The organism is Paraburkholderia sp. 31.1, from assembly GCF_014397645.1.
Lineage (GTDB): Bacteria > Pseudomonadota > Gammaproteobacteria > Burkholderiales > Burkholderiaceae > Paraburkholderia > Paraburkholderia tuberum.
The window spans coordinates 1-17,550 of sequence record NZ_VZQN01000058.1 but is presented as its reverse complement, the minus strand read 5'-3'; the positions used below and the strand labels follow the sequence as shown (position 1 = coordinate 17,550).

The 17,550-nt window shown below is 63.1% G+C and carries 16 protein-coding genes; 7 read left to right on the top strand and 9 right to left on the bottom strand.

Going from position 1 to position 17,550, the window contains the following annotated elements:
- The first annotated feature begins 10 nt into the window (after positions 1–10).
- Complete coding sequence (gene kynA / locus F6X37_RS31720; protein ID WP_184051495.1) at positions 11–937, top strand: tryptophan 2,3-dioxygenase; 927 nt, start codon at positions 11–13, stop codon at positions 935–937.
- 159 nt (positions 938–1,096) lie between these two features.
- Entirely contained in the window at positions 1,097–1,468 is a 372-nt protein-coding gene (locus F6X37_RS31715) for a contact-dependent growth inhibition system immunity protein (protein ID WP_262420100.1), read from the top strand.
- 92 nt (positions 1,469–1,560) lie between these two features.
- Here F6X37_RS31715 and F6X37_RS31710 read toward each other — a convergent pair whose 3' ends face one another.
- The 7 genes from F6X37_RS31710 to F6X37_RS31680 all read right to left on the bottom strand — a co-directional run bounded on the left by F6X37_RS31710 (position 1,561) and on the right by F6X37_RS31680 (position 9,618).
- Positions 1,561–2,298, bottom strand: a complete 738-nt coding sequence (locus tag F6X37_RS31710) for an SDR family oxidoreductase (protein ID WP_187614006.1) — start codon at positions 2,296–2,298, stop codon at positions 1,561–1,563.
- The gene (locus F6X37_RS31705; protein ID WP_187614005.1) at positions 2,295–3,839 is read right to left on the bottom strand and encodes an FGGY-family carbohydrate kinase; all 1,545 of its coding nucleotides are present in this window, start codon (positions 3,837–3,839) and stop codon (positions 2,295–2,297) included. Before F6X37_RS31705 ends, F6X37_RS31710 begins: the two co-directional genes overlap by 4 nt.
- Before the next feature lie 31 nt (positions 3,840–3,870).
- Complete coding sequence (locus F6X37_RS31700) at positions 3,871–4,959, bottom strand: alcohol dehydrogenase catalytic domain-containing protein (protein WP_187614004.1); 1,089 nt, start codon at positions 4,957–4,959, stop codon at positions 3,871–3,873.
- 40 nt (positions 4,960–4,999) lie between these two features.
- Entirely contained in the window at positions 5,000–6,007 is a 1,008-nt protein-coding gene (locus tag F6X37_RS31695; RefSeq protein WP_187614003.1) for an ABC transporter permease, read from the bottom strand.
- Entirely contained in the window at positions 5,994–7,514 is a 1,521-nt protein-coding gene (locus F6X37_RS31690; protein WP_187614002.1) for a sugar ABC transporter ATP-binding protein, read from the bottom strand. The genes F6X37_RS31695 and F6X37_RS31690 overlap by 14 nt, the downstream gene beginning before the upstream one ends.
- Before the next feature lie 61 nt (positions 7,515–7,575).
- A complete protein-coding gene (locus F6X37_RS31685; RefSeq protein ID WP_187614001.1) occupies positions 7,576–8,529 on the bottom strand; it encodes a substrate-binding domain-containing protein in 954 nt (317 codons plus the stop codon).
- A gap of 111 nt (positions 8,530–8,640) precedes the next feature.
- Positions 8,641–9,618, bottom strand: coding sequence for an AraC family transcriptional regulator (locus F6X37_RS31680; protein ID WP_090805447.1), 978 nt, complete (start codon positions 9,616–9,618; stop codon positions 8,641–8,643).
- A 378-nt stretch (positions 9,619–9,996) separates the two neighbouring features.
- Between F6X37_RS31680 and dalD the strand changes: the two genes are divergently transcribed.
- The 5 genes from dalD to F6X37_RS31650 all read left to right on the top strand — a co-directional run bounded on the left by dalD (position 9,997) and on the right by F6X37_RS31650 (position 15,562).
- The gene (dalD, locus tag F6X37_RS31675) at positions 9,997–11,418 is read left to right on the top strand and encodes a D-arabinitol 4-dehydrogenase (RefSeq protein WP_187614000.1); all 1,422 of its coding nucleotides are present in this window, start codon (positions 9,997–9,999) and stop codon (positions 11,416–11,418) included.
- Between the two features lie 67 nt (positions 11,419–11,485).
- Positions 11,486–12,967: a xylulokinase gene (gene xylB / locus F6X37_RS31670; RefSeq protein WP_187613999.1), complete on the top strand. Its 1,482-nt coding sequence runs from the start codon at positions 11,486–11,488 to the stop codon at positions 12,965–12,967.
- Positions 12,968–13,044: 77 nt separating this feature from the next.
- On the top strand, positions 13,045–13,992 hold the full coding sequence (locus F6X37_RS31665; RefSeq protein ID WP_187613998.1) for a sugar-binding transcriptional regulator: 948 nt from the start codon (positions 13,045–13,047) through the stop codon (positions 13,990–13,992).
- A 437-nt stretch (positions 13,993–14,429) separates the two neighbouring features.
- Positions 14,430–15,260: an RNase A-like domain-containing protein gene (locus F6X37_RS31655; RefSeq protein ID WP_187613996.1), complete on the top strand. Its 831-nt coding sequence runs from the start codon at positions 14,430–14,432 to the stop codon at positions 15,258–15,260.
- Positions 15,261–15,277: 17 nt separating this feature from the next.
- Positions 15,278–15,562 carry a contact-dependent growth inhibition system immunity protein gene (locus tag F6X37_RS31650; RefSeq protein WP_090801677.1) on the top strand — a complete coding sequence of 95 codons (285 nt, stop codon included), beginning with the start codon at positions 15,278–15,280 and terminating at the stop codon, positions 15,560–15,562.
- A gap of 446 nt (positions 15,563–16,008) precedes the next feature.
- Here F6X37_RS31650 and F6X37_RS31645 read toward each other — a convergent pair whose 3' ends face one another.
- Together F6X37_RS31645 and F6X37_RS31640 are read right to left on the bottom strand one after the other, a co-directional pair.
- Complete coding sequence (locus F6X37_RS31645; RefSeq protein ID WP_090812276.1) at positions 16,009–16,251, bottom strand: DUF6429 family protein; 243 nt, start codon at positions 16,249–16,251, stop codon at positions 16,009–16,011.
- A complete protein-coding gene (locus F6X37_RS31640; protein WP_187613995.1) occupies positions 16,248–17,342 on the bottom strand; it encodes an IS630 family transposase in 1,095 nt (364 codons plus the stop codon). Before F6X37_RS31640 ends, F6X37_RS31645 begins: the two co-directional genes overlap by 4 nt.
- Positions 17,343–17,550: the final 208 nt, after the last annotated feature.

The window sequence follows — 17,550 nt, the reverse complement described above, 5'->3', positions numbered from 1 at the left end:
GGACGACAGAATGACCGATCACATGCACACGCCGGGCTTGCCAGAAGAACCGGCGGCACAAGGCTGCCCGTTCGGACACGGACGGACGGCGTCGGCGCCGTCCGCGAGCGCGGCCGACAGCGGCTGGCACGACGCGCAGCTCGACTTCTCGGAGTCGATGAGCTACGGCGATTATCTGTCGCTCGGCACGGTGCTGGACGCGCAGCATCCGTTGTCGCCGGATCACAACGAGATGCTGTTCATCATCCAGCATCAGACGAGCGAGCTATGGATGAAGCTCGCGCTGTACGAACTGCGCGCGGCGCTCGCGGCAGTGCATCGCGACGACCTGCCGCCCGCGTTCAAGATGCTTGCGCGCGTGTCGCGAATCATGGAGCAGCTGGTGCAGGCGTGGAGCGTGCTCGCGACGATGACGCCGTCCGAATACACGGCGATGCGGCCGTACCTCGGCAGTTCGTCGGGCTTTCAGTCGTATCAGTACCGGCAGATCGAATTCCTGCTCGGCAACAAGAACGAGCAGATGCTGAAGCCGCACGCGCATCGCGCCGACGTGTACGCGCAAGTGAAGGCATCACTCGAAGCGCCGTCGTTCTACGACGAAGTGGTGAGGCTGCTCGCGCGCCGCGGCTTCAGGATTTCGCCCGCGCGGCTCGAACGCGACTGGACGAAGCCGACCGAACATGATGCATCGGTCGAAGCGGCGTGGCTCGAGGTGTATCGCAATCCGTCCGAGCATTGGGATCTGTACGAGATGGCCGAGGAACTCGTCGATCTGGAGGATGCGTTCCGCCAGTGGCGCTTCCGCCACGTGACGACGGTCGAGCGCATCATCGGCTTCAAGCAGGGCACCGGCGGCACGAGCGGCGCGCAGTATCTGCGCAAGATGCTCGACGTGGTGCTGTTTCCCGAGCTTTGGCACGTGCGGACGATGCTTTAGCGGTTAGCGCGCGTAAGGCACTTCCCGGGCAAACCTGGCATCCTGGCGGGGAACAAAGAGCAAGCCAACACTATTACGCAAGTTCGGAGTTATCCGAATCTTGAGAGATGGTCAGCATGGCAGCATCGGAACCCCATAAAAACATCAGGGGGTTTCGATATGCCCGGTGCCGATGACGACGAAGGACTGAAGGTTGTACTGAGTGCTCAGCAACTCGCGGCTGTGCTATCCGGCCAGTCGATCAATCTGAGATACGAAAATTTGTATCAATTGATTGGTGGCCGCTTCCATGAAGATTTCGACTTGTTCGGAAACACAATTGAGGAATTGGTTTTGTCTTTTACATGCGAATGCACACCGGAAGAGATTAACGCGACGGTGGCCGAGATAGACCGATTCAAGAGCGATCATGCGGGGAACCTTGACGCAGCATTTGAGGAAAATTTTGGCTACCAGTGCGATCCGACCGTGTGGGAGCAGACCACTGAGGCTTTTCTCGACAAACTTAAGCGTCTTCTTCTGAGTGAGTAGCCCGCATTTCCTCCCACCGGACGGCCCCACACCGTCTGGTAGGCTTGCGTGTACTTCCATTTCACCCGGCAACCGACAGTGCCTGACACCCGCTAGCGCGCGGTATAACCACCATCGATCGGCAAACACACCCCGCAGATCATCGACGCCGCGTCGCTCAACAGAAACAGAATCGGCGCGGCGACTTCCGCCGATTCGGCAAAGCGCCTGAGCGGAATCGCCTGCAAAGCGGGATCGCGTTTGACAGGATCGCTCCACGCCAGCACCGCCATCGGCGTCAGCGTGACCGTCGGGTTCACGCTGTTCACGCGAATTCCGTACGGCCCCAGCTCGATGCACAACGCGCGCGTGACCGCATCGAGCGCGGCCTTCGACGCCGAATAGCTCAGATGATCGTCGAGCGCGACGAGCGCGGCCTGGCTCGACACGTTGACGATGCTGCCCGCGCGCCCCGCGTCGAGCATGCCACGCGCGACGTGCTTCGCGACCAGCACCGCCCCGCGCGCATTCACCGCCATCACGCGATCGAAGCTTGCGGCCGTCGTTTCCACCGCGCGTTCGAGCAACGCGATGCCCGCACAATTCACCAGACCGTCGAACGGTGCGAGCGAGGCCATTACTTCGTCGATCACGGCTTCGTCGCTGATGTCGAGCCTCAACGGCTCGCAGCCGGTTTCCTCGGCGAGCCGCGCGAGCTCGTTCACGTTGCGCGCGGCCGCGACGACCGACGCGCCGCTCGCGCACAGCGCCTCGACCGTCGCGCGGCCGATGCCGCTGGAGGCGCCCGTCACCAGAATCGAGCGGCCGGAAAAATCGAAAGTAGCGTTCATGATGATTGCAAGCGATGCATGACCGGCTTCAACGCCGGATAGAGGTCCGTGTACACGCCGAAGCGCTCTTTGTATAGCGCCATGCGCCGTGCCTCGGGCTGCGCGCGCTCGATCAGCGTGACCCAGCCTCCTTGCGCCGCTTCGCGCGACACGAGACCGACGCCGAGCGCGGCGAGCAGCGCGGCGCCCATCGCGGCTTCGACGTCCTGCTCGATCGTGTAGACCGGATAGCCGGTGACGTCGGCGATGATCTGCATCCACAGGTCCGAATGCGCCGCGCCGCCGACCACGATCAGCTTGTCGTCGAGCGTTTGCGCGCCTTTGCGCCCCGCTTCGATGTTGTGCTTCAGCGCGAACGACACGCCTTCGAGCACGGCGCGATACAGATGCGCGCGCGTATGAAACAGCGACAGCCCGACGAACGCGCCGCTCGCCTTCGCATCCCACACCGGGCTGCGCTCGCCCATCAGATACGGCAGGAACAGCACGCCGTCGGCGCCGGCCGGCACTTGCGCGGCGCTCTCTTCGAGCAGCCGATGCGGATCGCCATGCGGTGTCGCGCGCGCGGCCTCGATCTCCGCATGACAGAACTGCTCCCGATACCACGTGACCGACGCGCCCGCGGTAATCGCACCGCCGAATACGTAGATGTCGTGCTGCCCGTTGAAAACGTGCGGCATGCTGATCAAACCGTGCCGTGCGTCGACACGCTGATTGATGTAACCCCAGCACATGCTGGTGCCGATCATCGCAACGTGCTGCCCCGCGCGCGTGACGCCGGCCGCGAACGTCGCCGTCGCCGCATCGACGCCACCCGCGACGATCGCCGTGCCCGCGTCGAGCCCGAGCTGCGCGGTCCATTGCGACAACAGCCCGCCCACCACCTCCGACGATTCGACCAGCCGCTCCGGCATCATCGTCGCGGGAATGCCGAGCATGTCGAGCGCTTCGTCCGACCAGTCGCGCCGCGCGATATCGTAGACGCCGCCGATATTGCCGGCCGAGCTGTGATCGACGGCGACCTCGCCGGTCAGCATGTAGATCACGTATGCGTTCGGCGGCAAAAAATAGCGCGTATGCGCCCACACGTCCGGCTCGTTTTCGCGCAGCCACAACATCTTCGTGTAACCGTAGTAGCTGTCCACCCCGTTGCCGGTGATCGTATAGAGCCGTTCGAGATCGACGTTCTCGCGCACCCAGTCGACCTGAGCGGTCGCGCGCCGGTCCATCCAGATCAGGCACGGCGCGAGCGGCCGCATGTCGTTGTCGACCGCAATGCCCGAGCCGCCGTACAGGCTACTCACGCACAGTGCCTTGATCGCGCCCGGCGCGATGCCGGCCGCCTTCGCCTCGCTCACGCACGCGGCCACGCATTCGACCGCGGCCTTCAGCCACACCGCGGGCCACTGCTCGGCCCACAATGGCTTCGGCGTATCGGGCTGATAGCTCGACGCATGCTGCGCGACGATCGCGCCGTGCTCGTCGACCAGCAGCGCCTTCGTGCTCTGCGTGCCGATATCGACGCCGATGACGTAGTTCATAGAGTCTCCGTTGAAACGCCGCGCCCCAGATTCACGCGCGCGGCTTCATCAGCACTTTGATCGAATCGAGCGAGTTCGCGATCCTGATCGCTTTGTCCCATTCTTCCAACGAAAAGCCGTGCGTGACGATGCCCTTCGACGTAACGAGTCCGCGCGCGAGCAAATCGATTGCGATCGGATAGCAATAGGGCCCAAGATGCGCGCCGCGCACGTCGAGTTCCTTGCGATCGCCGATCACCGACCAGTCGAGCGTCGTATCCGCGCCGAACACCGAGAATTCGACGAAGCGCCCGAGCTTGCGGATCAGGTCCATCCCCTGATTCACCCCAATCGGCGCACCCGTCGTTTCGACATAGACGTCGCAGCCGTAGCCGTCCGTCAGTGAATGGATGATCGCGAGCGCGTCGTCCTTCCGAGGATTGATCGTCACGTCCGCGCCATATTCGCGCGCGAGTGCGAGCCGTTCTTCGACGAGATCGATCACGACGAGCCGCTTCGGCGTCTTCAGATGCGCGACCTGCGTCATCATCAGACCGAGCGGCCCCGCGCCCGCGATCACGACCACGTCGTCGAGTTGCAGATCGCCGCGATTGACCGTGTGAATCGCACACGCGAGCGGCTCGATGATCGCGGCGTCTTCGAGCGAGATGCCGTCGGGAATCTTGTGGACGATCGCGGTCGGCGGAATGCGCATGTACTCGGCCATGCCACCGTCCGCCACCTCGCGCTGAAAGCCGAAGATGTTGTGCACTTCGCACATCCAGTACTGGCCGGATTTGCAGTAGCGGCACTTGCCGCACGGCACGATCTGCTCGGCGATCACGCGCTCGCCCTTCTGCACGCCGAAATGCTCGGCCGCGCCCTCGCCCAGTTCCTCGACATAGCCGAAGAACTCATGACCCGGAATCACCGGTGCCTTGACCCATGGGCTCGGGCCGCCCCAGAACATCTTCGCGCCCGAATGGCATTTGCAGTCGCTCGCGCAGATGCCGCACGCGGCGATGCGGATCACGAGTTCGTACGCGCGCGCGCGTGGTTTCCGTACCTGCTCGACTCGATAGTCTTTCGGTGCATGACAGACGATGGCGGTCATGTTCTGCTGGTCGGATTGAGTCGTCATTGCATGGTCCTGCGAAAAGAGGGACGTGGGGAAGCGAGCGTTACTTTCTGCGGTCGCGGCTGATATAGATTGCGAGCAGAATGATTCCGCCCTTGATCACGTTCTGCACGTATGGATTCACGCCGACCATGTTCAGGCCGTTATTCAGGACGCCGAGTAACAGCGCGCCGATCAGCGTGCCGATGATCGAGCCGCGCCCACCGGAGATCGACGTGCCGCCCATCACGACGGCGGCGATCGCGTCGAGTTCGAAACCGACGCCCGCGTTCGGCTGGCCGCTCATCAGGCGCGCGGTCAGCACGATCGCGGCAAACGCTGACGTCAAGCCGGCGATCGTGTAGACGATCAGCTTCACGCGCGCGACGCGCACGCCGGACAATCGCGTCGCCTGCTCGTTACCGCCGATCGCATACACGTAGCGGCCAAACGGCATCCGTTCGAGCAACACCCACGCGATCAGATAGATCACCGCCATGATCACGACCGGTGCCTGGACGCCGAGAATCTTGCCGCTGCCGAAGAAGCTGACCCAGTCGGGCAGACCATCGATCGGATAGCCGCCCGTGTAGATCAGCGCGAGGCCGCGCGCGATACCCATCGTCGCGAGTGTGACGATGATCGGCGGCATGCCGGCAAACGCGACGAAAAAGCCGTTGGCCGCGCCGAAGCCGAGACCGACCGCGAGGCCGACCGCAAGCGCGGCCACCCCATTCATGCCGGCGACCATCAGCCCGGCCGACAGCGTGCCCGAAAGCGCCATCACCGAGCCGACCGACAGATCGATGCCGCCCGTCAGGATCACGCAGGTCATGCCGACCGCGATGATCGCGTTGATCGACACCTGGCGCAGCACGTTCTCGATGTTCGCGGCCGACAGAAAGCTGTCGCTCGCGAACACCATCACGATGCAGACGACCAGCAGGCCGATGAACGGATAGAACAGCGTCGAGCGCTTCAGCGCGGCCCACGTAAAGCGCACCGGCGCGCCCGGCGTGTCGCTGTTGACACTCGATGTTTTCGGCGAAGAGGAAGGATTAGGCATGTTCATGAGAGGCTCCAGCCGAACCGGCGGTCGCATAGGTCATCACGGCATTCGATTCGATCGCGTCGCCTTCGAGCAGCGCTTCGATGCGGCCCTGCCGGAATACGGCGACGCGGTCGCACATGCCGACGATCTCCGGCAACTCGGACGAGATCAGGATGATCGAGTAGCCGCGCGCGGTCAGTTCGCGCATCAGCAGATAGATTTCGGCCTTCGCGCCGACGTCGATGCCGCGCGTCGGTTCGTCGAAGATCAGGATGTTGGTGTGGTGATTGAGCCAGCGCGCGATCACGACCTTCTGCTGATTGCCGCCCGACAGCGTCGCGACTTCGGTGTGCATCGTTGGGGCCTTCACGCCGACGCGCTTCATGATGTCGGCGGTCGCGCGCGCTTCGCTACGTTGGTCGATGAAGAAACGTAGCGACCGGTACTTGCCGAGGTTGTTGATCGAGATGTTCTGCTTGATCGAGAACTCGGTAACGAGCCCTTCGGTCTTGCGGCTCTCGGGCAGAATGCCGACGCCCGCGCGCAGCGCATCAGCCGGATCGGCGAGCTTCGCGGCCGCGCCGTTGACGCGAATTTCCTTCGCGTACGCACGGTCCGCGCCGATCACCGCGAGCGCGGTCTCGGTGCGCCCCGAACCGACGAGTCCCGCGAAGCCGAGAATCTCGCCCTCACGCAGCGTGAAGCTCAGCTCGGGGCTGTCTTTGAACAGCTGCAAGCGCACGACGTCGAGCACGACCTTCGCGTCGGCGCGCGGCGTCGGCTTCGGCGGAAAGCTGCTTTCGATGCGGCGTCCCACCATCATCTGCGCGAGCCGGCCCACGTCGGATTGCGCGACCTCGGTCATGCCGACGTACTGGCCGTCGCGCAGCACCGTGATGCGGTCGCACACCTCGAAAATCTCTTCGAGGTGGTGCGAGATGAAGATCATCGCGACGCCCTGCTGCTTCAGCTCGCGCATGATCGTGAACAGATGCGCGGCCTCGGCGGGCGTCAGCGTCGCGGTCGGTTCGTCGAGAATCAGCACGCGCGCATCGAGCGACAACGCCTTGCCGATTTCGACGAACTGCTGCTGCGCTACCGACAGTTCCCGGATCTGCACCGACAGATCGATCGCTACGCCAAGCCGCTCAAAAATCCGCGCCGCCGCGCGCCGCATGCTGCCGCGTTCGAGCAGACCGAAGCGGTTGCGCAATTCACGGCCGAGAAACATGTTCTCCACCGCGTTCAGATACGGAATCAGGCTGAACTCCTGAAACACGATACCGACGCCTGCGGCCACCGCGTCGTGATAGTTCGCGAAGTGGCGTTGCTCGCCGTCGAGCGTGATCGTGCCTTCGTCGGGCTGGTAGATACCGCACAGAATCTTCATCAGCGTCGACTTGCCCGCGCCGTTCTCGCCGAGCAGCGCGTGAATCTCGCCGCGCGCGATCTCGAGGTGAATGCCTTGCAGCGCCTTCACGCCGGGAAAGCTCTTGCTGATGTTGTCGAGCTTCAGAATCGTGTCCATCGCGTGTTCCTCTGCCGCGGCCGCCGCGTGTGGTCTCCATACGCGGCGGCCTGCGCTTGCATTACCAGCTGAAGCCCTTAGCGTTGCTTTTGTCGATCATCTTCACGTCGACCGGAATCGCTTTCGGCACATTGGCGCCCCACTTCTTCGCGAGCGCGATGCCGAGCGCGATGCGCACCTGGTCGGCCGGGAATTGCGCGGACGTCTCGACGAATTTCGAATTCGGCTTCTGGATCGCGGCGATCGCTTCCGGTGCGCCGTCGACGCTCGTCAGCTTGATGTCCTTGCCCGACGATTCGATCGCCGACAGCGCGCCCATCGAGCCACCGTCGTTCACGCTGAACACGCCCTTCAGGTTCGGGTGCGCCTGAATCATGTTCTCGGTGACGGACAGCGCGGTCGCGCGTTCCTGCTTGCCGTTCTGCGTATCGACGAGCTTCACGCCCGGCGATTTCGCGAGCGCCGCCTTGCAACCGCGCACGCGTTCGAGAATCGGCACGACCGGAATGCCGTCGAGAATCGCCACTTCGCCGCTGCCGCCGATCGACTTCGCGAGGTAGTCGCACGCCATCACGCCCGCGTCGTAGTTCTTCGAGCCGACGAACGAATCGACCGGACCGTTCGCGTTCGCATCGACCGCGACCACGACGACGCCCGCCTTCTTCGCCGACATGACCGCCGACTGGATGCCGGTCGAGTCGGTCGGATTGACGAGCAGGATGTCGATCTTCTTTTGCAGCATGTCTTCGACGTCGCTGACCTGCTTGCTGACGTCGTGATGCGCGTCGGTGACGACGACCGTCGCGCCGGTCGACGCGGCCGCGTCGTTCAGTGCTTTCTGCATCGTCACGAAGTACGGGTTGTTCAGTTCCTGGAACGTCATGCCGATTTTGAGCGGCGCGGCCTGCGCGGTCTGCGCGGCCGACACAGCGACTAGCGACAGACCGAACGCGAGCGCGGCGACACGGCGCGCGAACATCATCGAAGGGTTAAGTGAAAGAGTAGACGGCTTCATGGTTGTCTCCATTTTTTGAAGTGAGCACGCCCCCTCGCGCTGTGGGCGCACAGCGCGATCGATGCGTGTTGAAACGCGGGTGGAATAAAGCTGTGAACTACCGGATGGGCACTATGTGACCGGGTACGCGACGCCGCTACGCGAGAAGCCCGGCGCGAGCACGATCGCCGGCGCGTTGTCGATGCCCCTGCCATGCGCGGCCGCCTGCTCGGAAGCATCGCGGCTCGCATCGTTCAGTTGCTGATAACGGCGAAACGTCGACGGCGCCATGCCCTTCATCGCAAGAAACTGCCGGTTGAAATTCGACAGGTTGTTGAAGCCCGCCTTGAAGCAGATGTCGGTCACGCTCAGTTCGCCATCGGTCAGCAACTGGCACGCGAGATTGATGCGCATGCGGTTCACGTACTGCACGAACGGCAGCCCGGTATGGCGACGGAAATAACGCGAAAACGCGCTGACGCTCTGGCCGGCGAGTTGCGCAAGCTCCGACTCGCGCAACTCGTTCGCGAGGTTCTTGCCGATATACGCGAGCACGTGATTGATGCGGGTCGCCGCGAAGCTGGTCGGATCGGCCTGATAAGCGGGACTCGCGAGCGTGTCGCGATCCGGCGCGTTGATCAGGATCTCGAGCATCGACATGAACAGCACGAGCCGGCGCAGCCCGCGCGCCGCGAGCAGTTCGAGAAAGAGCGGCTTGATCTGCGCGGACGTCTCCAGCCCGAACGACAGGCCGCGACGCGCATCGGCGAGCAACGCCTCGACCTGACGCCACTCCGGAAAACTCTCGAGACAGTTCGATACGAACTCCTGGCCGAATTGCACGACCAGATTGCGCTGCACGACGCTCTCGCCTTCGGGCACGTCGCTGACCCAGTTGTGCGGAAGGTTCGGCCCCATCAGCACGAGGTTGCCGGGCGCGAAGCTGCCGATGTGATCGCCGACGAACATCTTGCCGGTCGTCGCGACGATCAGATGGATTTCGTACTCCGGATGAAAGTGCCAGCGCACCGTGCGATACGGATAGCCATGCGACCACACTTTGAACGATTCGTCGTGGCGTACGGCCACGATTTCGAGATCAGGTTGCACTGTCTGCCTCCATGAAGCGGCGCGCGGGAGACGCCGCCGATCTTGATCTTGTAAAGCGAAAAGTAACCGCCAAACGCGTTGGCAACCACTTTAAAAGAGACCGCGGACCGATACTTTTTTGTATTCGGGTTAGCCCCGACGCGCGCACGGTCAAATTTGATGCAATGCAATATGAGTGGCGCGACTCGTTTTCTCGCCTCGGGTGCTCGTCGCTGCCGCCGGCGCATCGCCCATGCCGCGCTGCGCCATCAAAAGCCCGCCCCCTTGCCTTGACTTTCGTTTCTCCGGGTACGATCATTCGCTCACATACAGAGCAAATGCTCTGCACGCACAGAACGCGCGCCGCGAGCGCCGCGGACAAGTTTTTGGAGACACAACATGAACAGCGGGCAAGGCAGCGGCGCGGCCGCACACGTGATCCTGCACATCGGCGCGGGATCGTTTCATCGCGCGCATCAGGCGTGGTATCTGCACCGGCTGAACGAAGCGAGCACGGCCGGCGAGCCGCGCTGGTCGCTGAGCGTGGGCAATATCCGCGGCGACATGAACCCGGTGCTCGAAGCGCTCGCCGCGCAGAACGGCGTCTACACGCTCGAAACCGTCACGCCGCAAGGCGAGCGCGCCTACGAGACGATCCGCTCGATCGAGCGCGTGCTGCCGTGGAGCGAAAGCCTCGACGGACTGATCGACGCGGGCGCCGATCCGGCTTGCAAGATCATCGCGTTCACCGTGACCGAAGGCGGCTATTACCTCGACGAACACGACCGGCTCGACACCGCGAATGCCGATCTCGCCGCCGACCTCGCCGGCGGCCACACGACGATCTACGGCGCGCTCGCGGCGATTCTCGACGCGCGCGTGAAGCGCGGCGCGGGACCCGTCACGCTGCAGACCTGCGACAACCTGCGCAGCAACGGCGAGCGCTTTCATGCGGGCATGAGCGAGTTTCTCGAACGACGCGGCGCGAACGGACTCGCGCAATGGTTCGACGACAACACGTCATGCCCGTGTTCGATGGTCGATCGCATCACGCCGCGTCCGACGCCCGACGTGCGCGAGCGCGTGAAGGCCGCGACCGGCGTCGACGACGCGAGTCCGGTGATGGGCGAGGCGTTCATCCAGTGGGTGATCGAAGACCGCTTCATCGCGGGACGGCCCGCCTGGGAGAAGGTCGGCGCGGAACTCGTCGATTCGGTGCTGCCGTACGAGGAAGCGAAGATCCGCATTCTCAACGCGACGCATAGCTGCATCGCGTGGGCGGGCACGCTGGTCGGCCTGAACTACATCCACGAAGGCACGCTCGACGCCGACATCCGCCAGTTCGCGTACGACTACGTGACCGAGGACGTGATCCCGTGTCTGACACCGAGTCCGCTCGATCTCGAACGCTATCGCGACGTCGTGCTCGAGCGCTTCAGCAACCCGCATATCCTCGACACGAACCAGCGCGTCGCCGCCGATGGCTTCTCGAAGTTGCCCGGCTTCATCGCGCCGACACTCGCCGAATGCTTCGAGCGCGGCGTCACGCCGGCGGCGAGCGCGATGCTGCCCGCGTTGTTCTTCCGCTTTCTGGAACGCTGGCACACGGGCAAGCTGCCCTACGCGTATCAGGACGGCGTGATGGAAGAGCGCGTCGCGCACGCCTTTTTCACGGCGCCCGATCCGCTGCGCGCGTTCGCGGCCGACCGGCTGCTGTGGGGCGGCATGGCGCAGACGCCCGAGCTCGAAGCGGCGCTCGCGGGCGCGCTCGCGCGGGTCGACGCATGGCTCGCCGAACGCGGCGCGACTAGCCAGGCTTAATGCGCATGACAGCGCGCGCGATGAACCGCTAAAGTAGCGCATCCCCAACGACGAAGGTTTCGCTCCCATGTACCTTGGCATCGACCTCGGCACGTCCGAAGTGAAAGTTCTGCTGCTCGCCTCCGACGGCCGCGTGATCGGCACCGCAGGCTCGCCGTTCACCGTTTCGCGTCCTCACCAGCGCTGGGCCGAGCAGAATCCCGAAGACTGGTGGGCCGGCACGCGCACGGCGCTCGCCGCGTTGCGCGCGCGTCATCCCGACGAATTCGCGCAGATTCGCGGCATCGGCCTGTCGGGGCAGATGCACGGCGCGGTGCTGCTCGACGCGGAAAACCGCGTGCTGCGGCCCGCGATCCTGTGGAACGACATGCGCAGCGACAAGGAGTGCGCGGAGCTGACCGAGCGCGCGCCGGAACTGCACAGCGTCGCCGGCAATCTGGCGATGCCCGGTTTCACGGCGCCGAAGCTGCTGTGGGTCGCGCGTCACGAGCCGGAGATTTTCGCGAGGACTGCCTGCGTGCTGCTGCCGAAAGACTATCTGCGCCTGCAACTGACGGGCGGCAAGGTGTCCGATCCATCGGACGCGGCCGGCACATTGTGGCTCGACGTCGCGAAACGCGATTGGTCCGATTCGCTGCTCGCTGCCTGCAACATGACGCGCGCGCAGATGCCGGCGCTGCGCGAAGGCAGCGCGCCGGCCGGCACGCTGCTGGCGGAACTCGCGCGCGAATTCGGCCTGCGCGACGACGTGATCGTCGCGGCCGGCGGCGGCGACAACGCGACCAGCGCGATCGGCATCGGCGCGACGCAACCGGGCGACGGCTTCGTGTCGTTGGGCACCTCGGGCGTGCTGTGCGTGGTCGGCGACAGCTTCCGCCCGAACCCGGCCTCCGCCGTGCACGCGTTCTGTCATGCGATCCCGGACCGCTGGCATCAGATGAGCGTGGTGCTGTCGGCGGCGAGCTGTTTGCGCTGGGTCTGCAAGCTGACGTCGACCGACGAGCCGACGCTGCTCGCCGAAATCGAGGCGCTGCCCGCCGAGGCCTTGACCACCGCGCCGCTCTTTTTGCCGTATCTGTCGGGCGAGCGCACGCCGCACAACGACCCCTATGCACAAGGCGTATTCTTCGGCATGACTCACGCAACCGACCGCGCGCTGCTCGGCTACGCGGTGCTCGAAGGCGTGACGCTCGCGCTGACCGACGGCCTCGACGCGCTGCGCGCGGCCGGCACCGAGGCGAAGGTGTTGTCGCTGCTCGGCGGCGGCGCACGCAGCGACTACTGGGCCCAGTTGCTCGCCGATGCGCTCGACACCGTCACCGTCAAGCACGGCGGCGGCGAAACCGGCGCGGCGCTCGGCGCGGCGCGTCTCGGCTGGCTCGCCGCCGGTGGCGAGCCGGCCACCGTGCTGACCAAGCCGCCTGTCGAAAAGGAGTTCACACCGAATCCGCGCCGCCACGCGCAATTGCGCACCCGGCTCGAAGCGTATCGCGCGCTGTATCGACACGTACGGCCGCTGTTCGATCCCGCGCGCGCACCGCTCGCCTGAGCGTCAACCGCGGCCGGCCCGCGCGACAGACGCGCCGCCGGCCGCTATCATCGGCGCACTTCAACCGAAACCTCATCGTGCCCAGGTCCACAGAAAAACTCGATCTCGCCACACGCGCCGCGTGGCTTTATTACGTCGCGGGCAATACCCAGAACGAAATCGCCGAGAAGTTGCAGGTATCGCGGCCGGTCGCGCAGCGGCTCGTCGCGTTCGCGGTCGAAAAGAACCTGATCCGCGTGCGGGTCGATCACAAGCTCGCTGATTGCCTGTCGCTCGCCGATCAGCTGTCGAAGCGCTATGGCCTCAGCCTATGCGAGATCGTGCCGATCGACGGCGATACCTCCGAGGAAGTCGACCGCAAGCTCGCGGTGGCCGGCGCGCAGGTGATGGAGCGCTATCTGAGCGAGGAAAAGCCGATGGTCGTCGCGGTCAGCAGCGGCCGCACGCTGAAGGCCGCGGTCGATCAGATCGCGCAGCTAGACCGTCCGCAGCATCGGCTGGTATCGATGGTCGGCGCGATCGCGCAGGACGGCTCCTCGAACCGCTACGACGTCGCGCTGCACATTTCCGAAAAGACCGGGGGCAAGCATTTTCTGCTGCCCGCGCCGCTGCTCGCCGACAGCGAGGCCGAGCGCGCGCAGTGGTGCAATCACCGTCTCTATCGGATCGTCGAATCGCTGTCGGCGCAGGCCGATGTCGCGTTCGTCGGCATCGGCAACATTGGGATGACCTGTCCGTTGCACGAGGACGGCTTCATCACGGAAGGCGAGGTGAAGGAGTTGATGCAGAACGGCGCGGTCGCCGAAATGCTCGGCCTGCCGATCGATGCGGCCGGCGCACACGTCGAATCGCCGACCGGCCGACGCGTGACGAGCATCGCGCTCGACACGCCGCCACGCCGGCCGACCATCGGCTTCGCGGGCGGGCTGCGCAAGCGCGAGGCGCTGATCGCGGTGCTCAAGGGGGGGTGGCTGTCGGGGCTCGTGACCGACGAGGTGTGTGCGCGGGCGGCGTTGGAGGCGTGAAACGGTGCCCGCAGAAGAAGCGGGCGCGATCGGTGTAGACGCGCCGTAAGTTGGCGTAGCCGAGAATCTTACTCGCTCAGGATCTGCTTCAACTCCATAAGAAGCGAGGCGGTCGTGTGACCCCCAGGTCTGGCGAACAATCTTGGCCGTAAGCCTCCTCAAATGCCTTGTCCAGGTCTGGATGTTCGCCCTTGAATCGCTCTATCTCGGACAGCATCCTTTCATGCGCGTCCACAGGCGTCCCCTGTTTGTAGCATTCAACGACCTCCGCGAGGATATGACCGGAAAATCGCGGCGTGCGTGATGTTGCGCCTAGTCCCGCCCGATGCAGAACAGGTCCGTGCATCGAGCTACGGAAAATTCGGAGTTATCCGAATCTTGAGAGACGGTCAGCACGGCAGCATCGAAACCCCATAAAAACATCAGAGGGGTTCGATATGCCCGGTGCCGACAACACCGAAGGAGTGAAGGTTGTACTAAGTGCTCCGCAACTCGCGGCCGTGCTATCCCGCCAGTCGATCAGCCAGACGGAGATGCTTTCCAACCGGCTTTGGGGCGGGTTGCAGGTCGTCGGCGGCGTGCTGGAAATGGTTGGTGCGGGTGCGCTGTGCGTCTTGCCGGACCCGACGATGGCGAGCAAAGCCGGGTGTGTCGTGTTCGGGGTACATGGCTCCGACTCGGCGGCGGCTGGCTTGCGGCAGGTCTGGACTGGTCAGGACACGGCCACGCTGACTCAGCAGGGCACGACGAAACTCGCTGAAGCGATGAAGGCGAGCCCTGACATGGCGAATAATATCGGCCTGTCGCTCGATATCGCCGTGCCATTCGGCTTTGCCGGCTCGATCAAGGCGGCACGCGCTGCGCGCGTCACGATGGGCCGGGTTAACCTGCAAATGCACGAGGCAAAAGGGGGCAGCCGGATCGGTGGACATACGCTTTTGAAACATGTCGGGAGGACTGAAGCGCAGTTGCGGGAGAGGCTCAGGCTGGAGCCGGAAAAGAAAGTAGTTTCGTCTTTCGTAAATCTTGAGGAGGCGGAGTGGGCTATATCGGAAACGATGCGCGCAAATGCCTTGCAGATTCACGCATGGACAAAAGCACCAAACCGGGTTTTGACACTGAGAAAGGACGTTGGAAGAAAAGTAGGTTACGCATTGGTCAGGAAGATCGACAGGTTGGTGGATAGCAGTAAAGTGGAGGTCGTCTTGAAGTACGGGACGTATAACGGGATGCCGTACTACATCCTCACGGCTATGCTCGATAAGTGATTGGTGGGTATCGATGTATGAAATATTATGATCTGGGGCAATTGATCCTTGGCTACTTCAATGAAGATTTCGACTACTGGGGAAACACAATTGAAGAGTTGGTCCGGGCTTGTGCAAGCGGATGCACGCCAGACATGATTAACGCGACGGTGGCCGACATAGACCGGTTCAAGAGCGATCATGCTGGAAATCTTGACGCGGCCTTCGAGGAGGAATTTGGCTACCAGTGCGATCCGACGGCGTGGGAGCGGACCACTGAGGCTTTCCTTGACAAGCTTAAGCGTCTTCTTCTGAGTGAGTAGCCTGCGCTTCCTCGCGCCAGAGGGCTCCCCGCCGTCCGGTAGGTTTTCCGCGCTTTCATTTCACCTGGCAACCCAAAGCGCCTAACGCCCTCTTCTATGGGGAATCAGAAGTCAAGCCCTGTTCGAGATAAAATTTCGCCATGCGAAGTGAATCTCCTTACCCGTTGTCTACGGCCAGTTTGCGTGGTCGCCTGCTACGACCAGACGCAGACTGGCCGTAGACAACCTGTGATTCGCAGGTTCCGACGATGATGACCGACACCATTTGCAGCCTGGCATGTCAATGTCACTCAGGTCAGGGTGTCTGTTGACCGGTCAGTGCCGGGTCGACCTTCTATCCGTGCCGGCCTGGCAGGCCGGTCACCTCATGCCGCATGCGCGAAGCGCTGGCGCCACCCTGTTACCGACGCGCCCCATCTAGTGTCCTGAGTTAGAAGTTCGTTGAATCAATTCTCTGTTCTTTCCGGAATGACAAAGTGCTGATTAAAAAGTCGCTCGGACTCGCGCAGTCCTTCTTCCGTAAAGATCACGGACTTCGTCTTGTTGACTGGGTCTTCGATGAGGCCTCGTTCATGGAGCCGGTTCAGCACATCCCAGTCGAAGCCCTTCCATGCACGGTATCGGTCATGCAGGGTCAGGTAGAGGAGAGCGAGGGAAACTTCATCAATTGCGTCGGTATTGATATTCATGATGCTCCTGCCGCAGCCTTGCGGACGCGCACACAAAACCGTTCGAGGCTGGCCAGGATCTCATCGGCCGACTTGCTCCAGACAAACGGTTTGGGGTTCGCGTTATAGACATCCAGATAATGACGGATCGCGTCTTCGAGTTGACGTGTCGACCGATGCGTACCGCGTCGAAGGTATTTTTCAGTGAGCGCGGCAAACCATCGTTCGACCTGGTTAAGCCACGACGCCGAGGTGGGTGTGAAGTGAACATGGAAGCGAGGATGACGAGCGAACCAGGCTTTGATCGAGGGCGTTTTGTGCGTGCCATAGTTGTCCATTACCAGATGCACCTCCAGGTAAGACGGCACGCTGGATTCGATGGTGCGCAGAAAGCGCACAAATTCGCTGCTGCGATGGCGCCGATGTACCTCGCCGATTACTTCACCAGTAGCGATGTCCAGCGCCGCGAACAGGGTGGTCGTACCGTGGCGCATGTAATCGTGGGTACGTCGCTCAGGGATGCCGGGTGCCAACGGCAACATGGGTTGCGTGCGATCGAGCGCCTGAATCTGGCTCTTCTCGTCCACGCACAGCACCATGGCCTTGAGCGGCGGGTCCAGGTAAAGCCCGACGATATCCCGCACCTTGTCGACGAACATCGGATCGCTGGAGAGCTTGAACGTCTCCTGCCGATGCGGTTGCAAGCCAAAAGCACGCCAGATTCGTGTGACCGCCGTCTGCGACAGTTTCATTTCGCGAGCCATCGTGCGCGTGCTCCAGTGAGTCGCTCCGACAGGCACGGACTCGAGTGTCTTCGCGATGACCGCATCGACGCGCGCGTCATCAATCGTCCTCGGTGCGCCGGGCCGTGGTGCATCAAGCAGGCCGTCCACACGATGGCTCACGAATCGCGCCCGCCACTTCGAAACCGTTTGCTGTGTGACCCGCTGTTTCGCCGCAACTGTCTTGTTGTCCATGCCATCGGCACAGGCCAACACGATGCGCGCCCGCAATGCCAGGGCCTGCGCGGTCTTGCGTCGCATCGTCAGCGCTTGCAGGTCTTCGCGCTCCGAATCGCTCAGCACGAGTTCCCCTTTGGACCGTCCACTCATCGTTGCCTCCGCGTATCAAGTGCTACACAGAACACTTTAGTACGTGATCGGCATCATTCAATGAATTTTTAACTCAGGACACTAGATACACGGTCATCCGCAATGGGTAACCCGAGGGCGTTCCGGGCGCGTTGACCTTTACATGCTGTCGCTGCAACTCATATGGTTCAGGCCCTCACGGTGTTAGCCTGTCCCGACTTGAGTATCG

Bases quoted from the DNA above. Each gene is read 5' to 3' on its own strand.
- F6X37_RS31685 (WP_187614001.1), bottom strand. From the start codon at position 8,529: ATGAAGCCGTCTACTCTTTCACTTAACCCTTCGATGATGTTCGCGCGC.
- F6X37_RS31650 (WP_090801677.1), top strand. From the start codon at position 15,278: ATGAAATATTATGATCTGGGGCAATTGATCCTTGGCTACTTCAATGAA.
- F6X37_RS31705 (WP_187614005.1), bottom strand. From the start codon at position 3,839: ATGAACTACGTCATCGGCGTCGATATCGGCACGCAGAGCACGAAGGCG.
- F6X37_RS31700 (WP_187614004.1), bottom strand. From the start codon at position 4,959: ATGACGACTCAATCCGACCAGCAGAACATGACCGCCATCGTCTGTCAT.
- dalD (WP_187614000.1), top strand. From the start codon at position 9,997: ATGAACAGCGGGCAAGGCAGCGGCGCGGCCGCACACGTGATCCTGCAC.
- F6X37_RS31655 (WP_187613996.1), top strand. From the start codon at position 14,430: ATGCCCGGTGCCGACAACACCGAAGGAGTGAAGGTTGTACTAAGTGCT.
- xylB (WP_187613999.1), top strand. From the start codon at position 11,486: ATGTACCTTGGCATCGACCTCGGCACGTCCGAAGTGAAAGTTCTGCTG.
- F6X37_RS31715 (WP_262420100.1), top strand. From the start codon at position 1,097: ATGCCCGGTGCCGATGACGACGAAGGACTGAAGGTTGTACTGAGTGCT.
- F6X37_RS31640 (WP_187613995.1), bottom strand. From the start codon at position 17,342: ATGAGTGGACGGTCCAAAGGGGAACTCGTGCTGAGCGATTCGGAGCGC.
- F6X37_RS31710 (WP_187614006.1), bottom strand. From the start codon at position 2,298: ATGAACGCTACTTTCGATTTTTCCGGCCGCTCGATTCTGGTGACGGGC.
- F6X37_RS31690 (WP_187614002.1), bottom strand. From the start codon at position 7,514: ATGGACACGATTCTGAAGCTCGACAACATCAGCAAGAGCTTTCCCGGC.
- kynA (WP_184051495.1), top strand. From the start codon at position 11: ATGACCGATCACATGCACACGCCGGGCTTGCCAGAAGAACCGGCGGCA.
- F6X37_RS31645 (WP_090812276.1), bottom strand. From the start codon at position 16,251: ATGAATATCAATACCGACGCAATTGATGAAGTTTCCCTCGCTCTCCTC.
- F6X37_RS31695 (WP_187614003.1), bottom strand. From the start codon at position 6,007: ATGAACATGCCTAATCCTTCCTCTTCGCCGAAAACATCGAGTGTCAAC.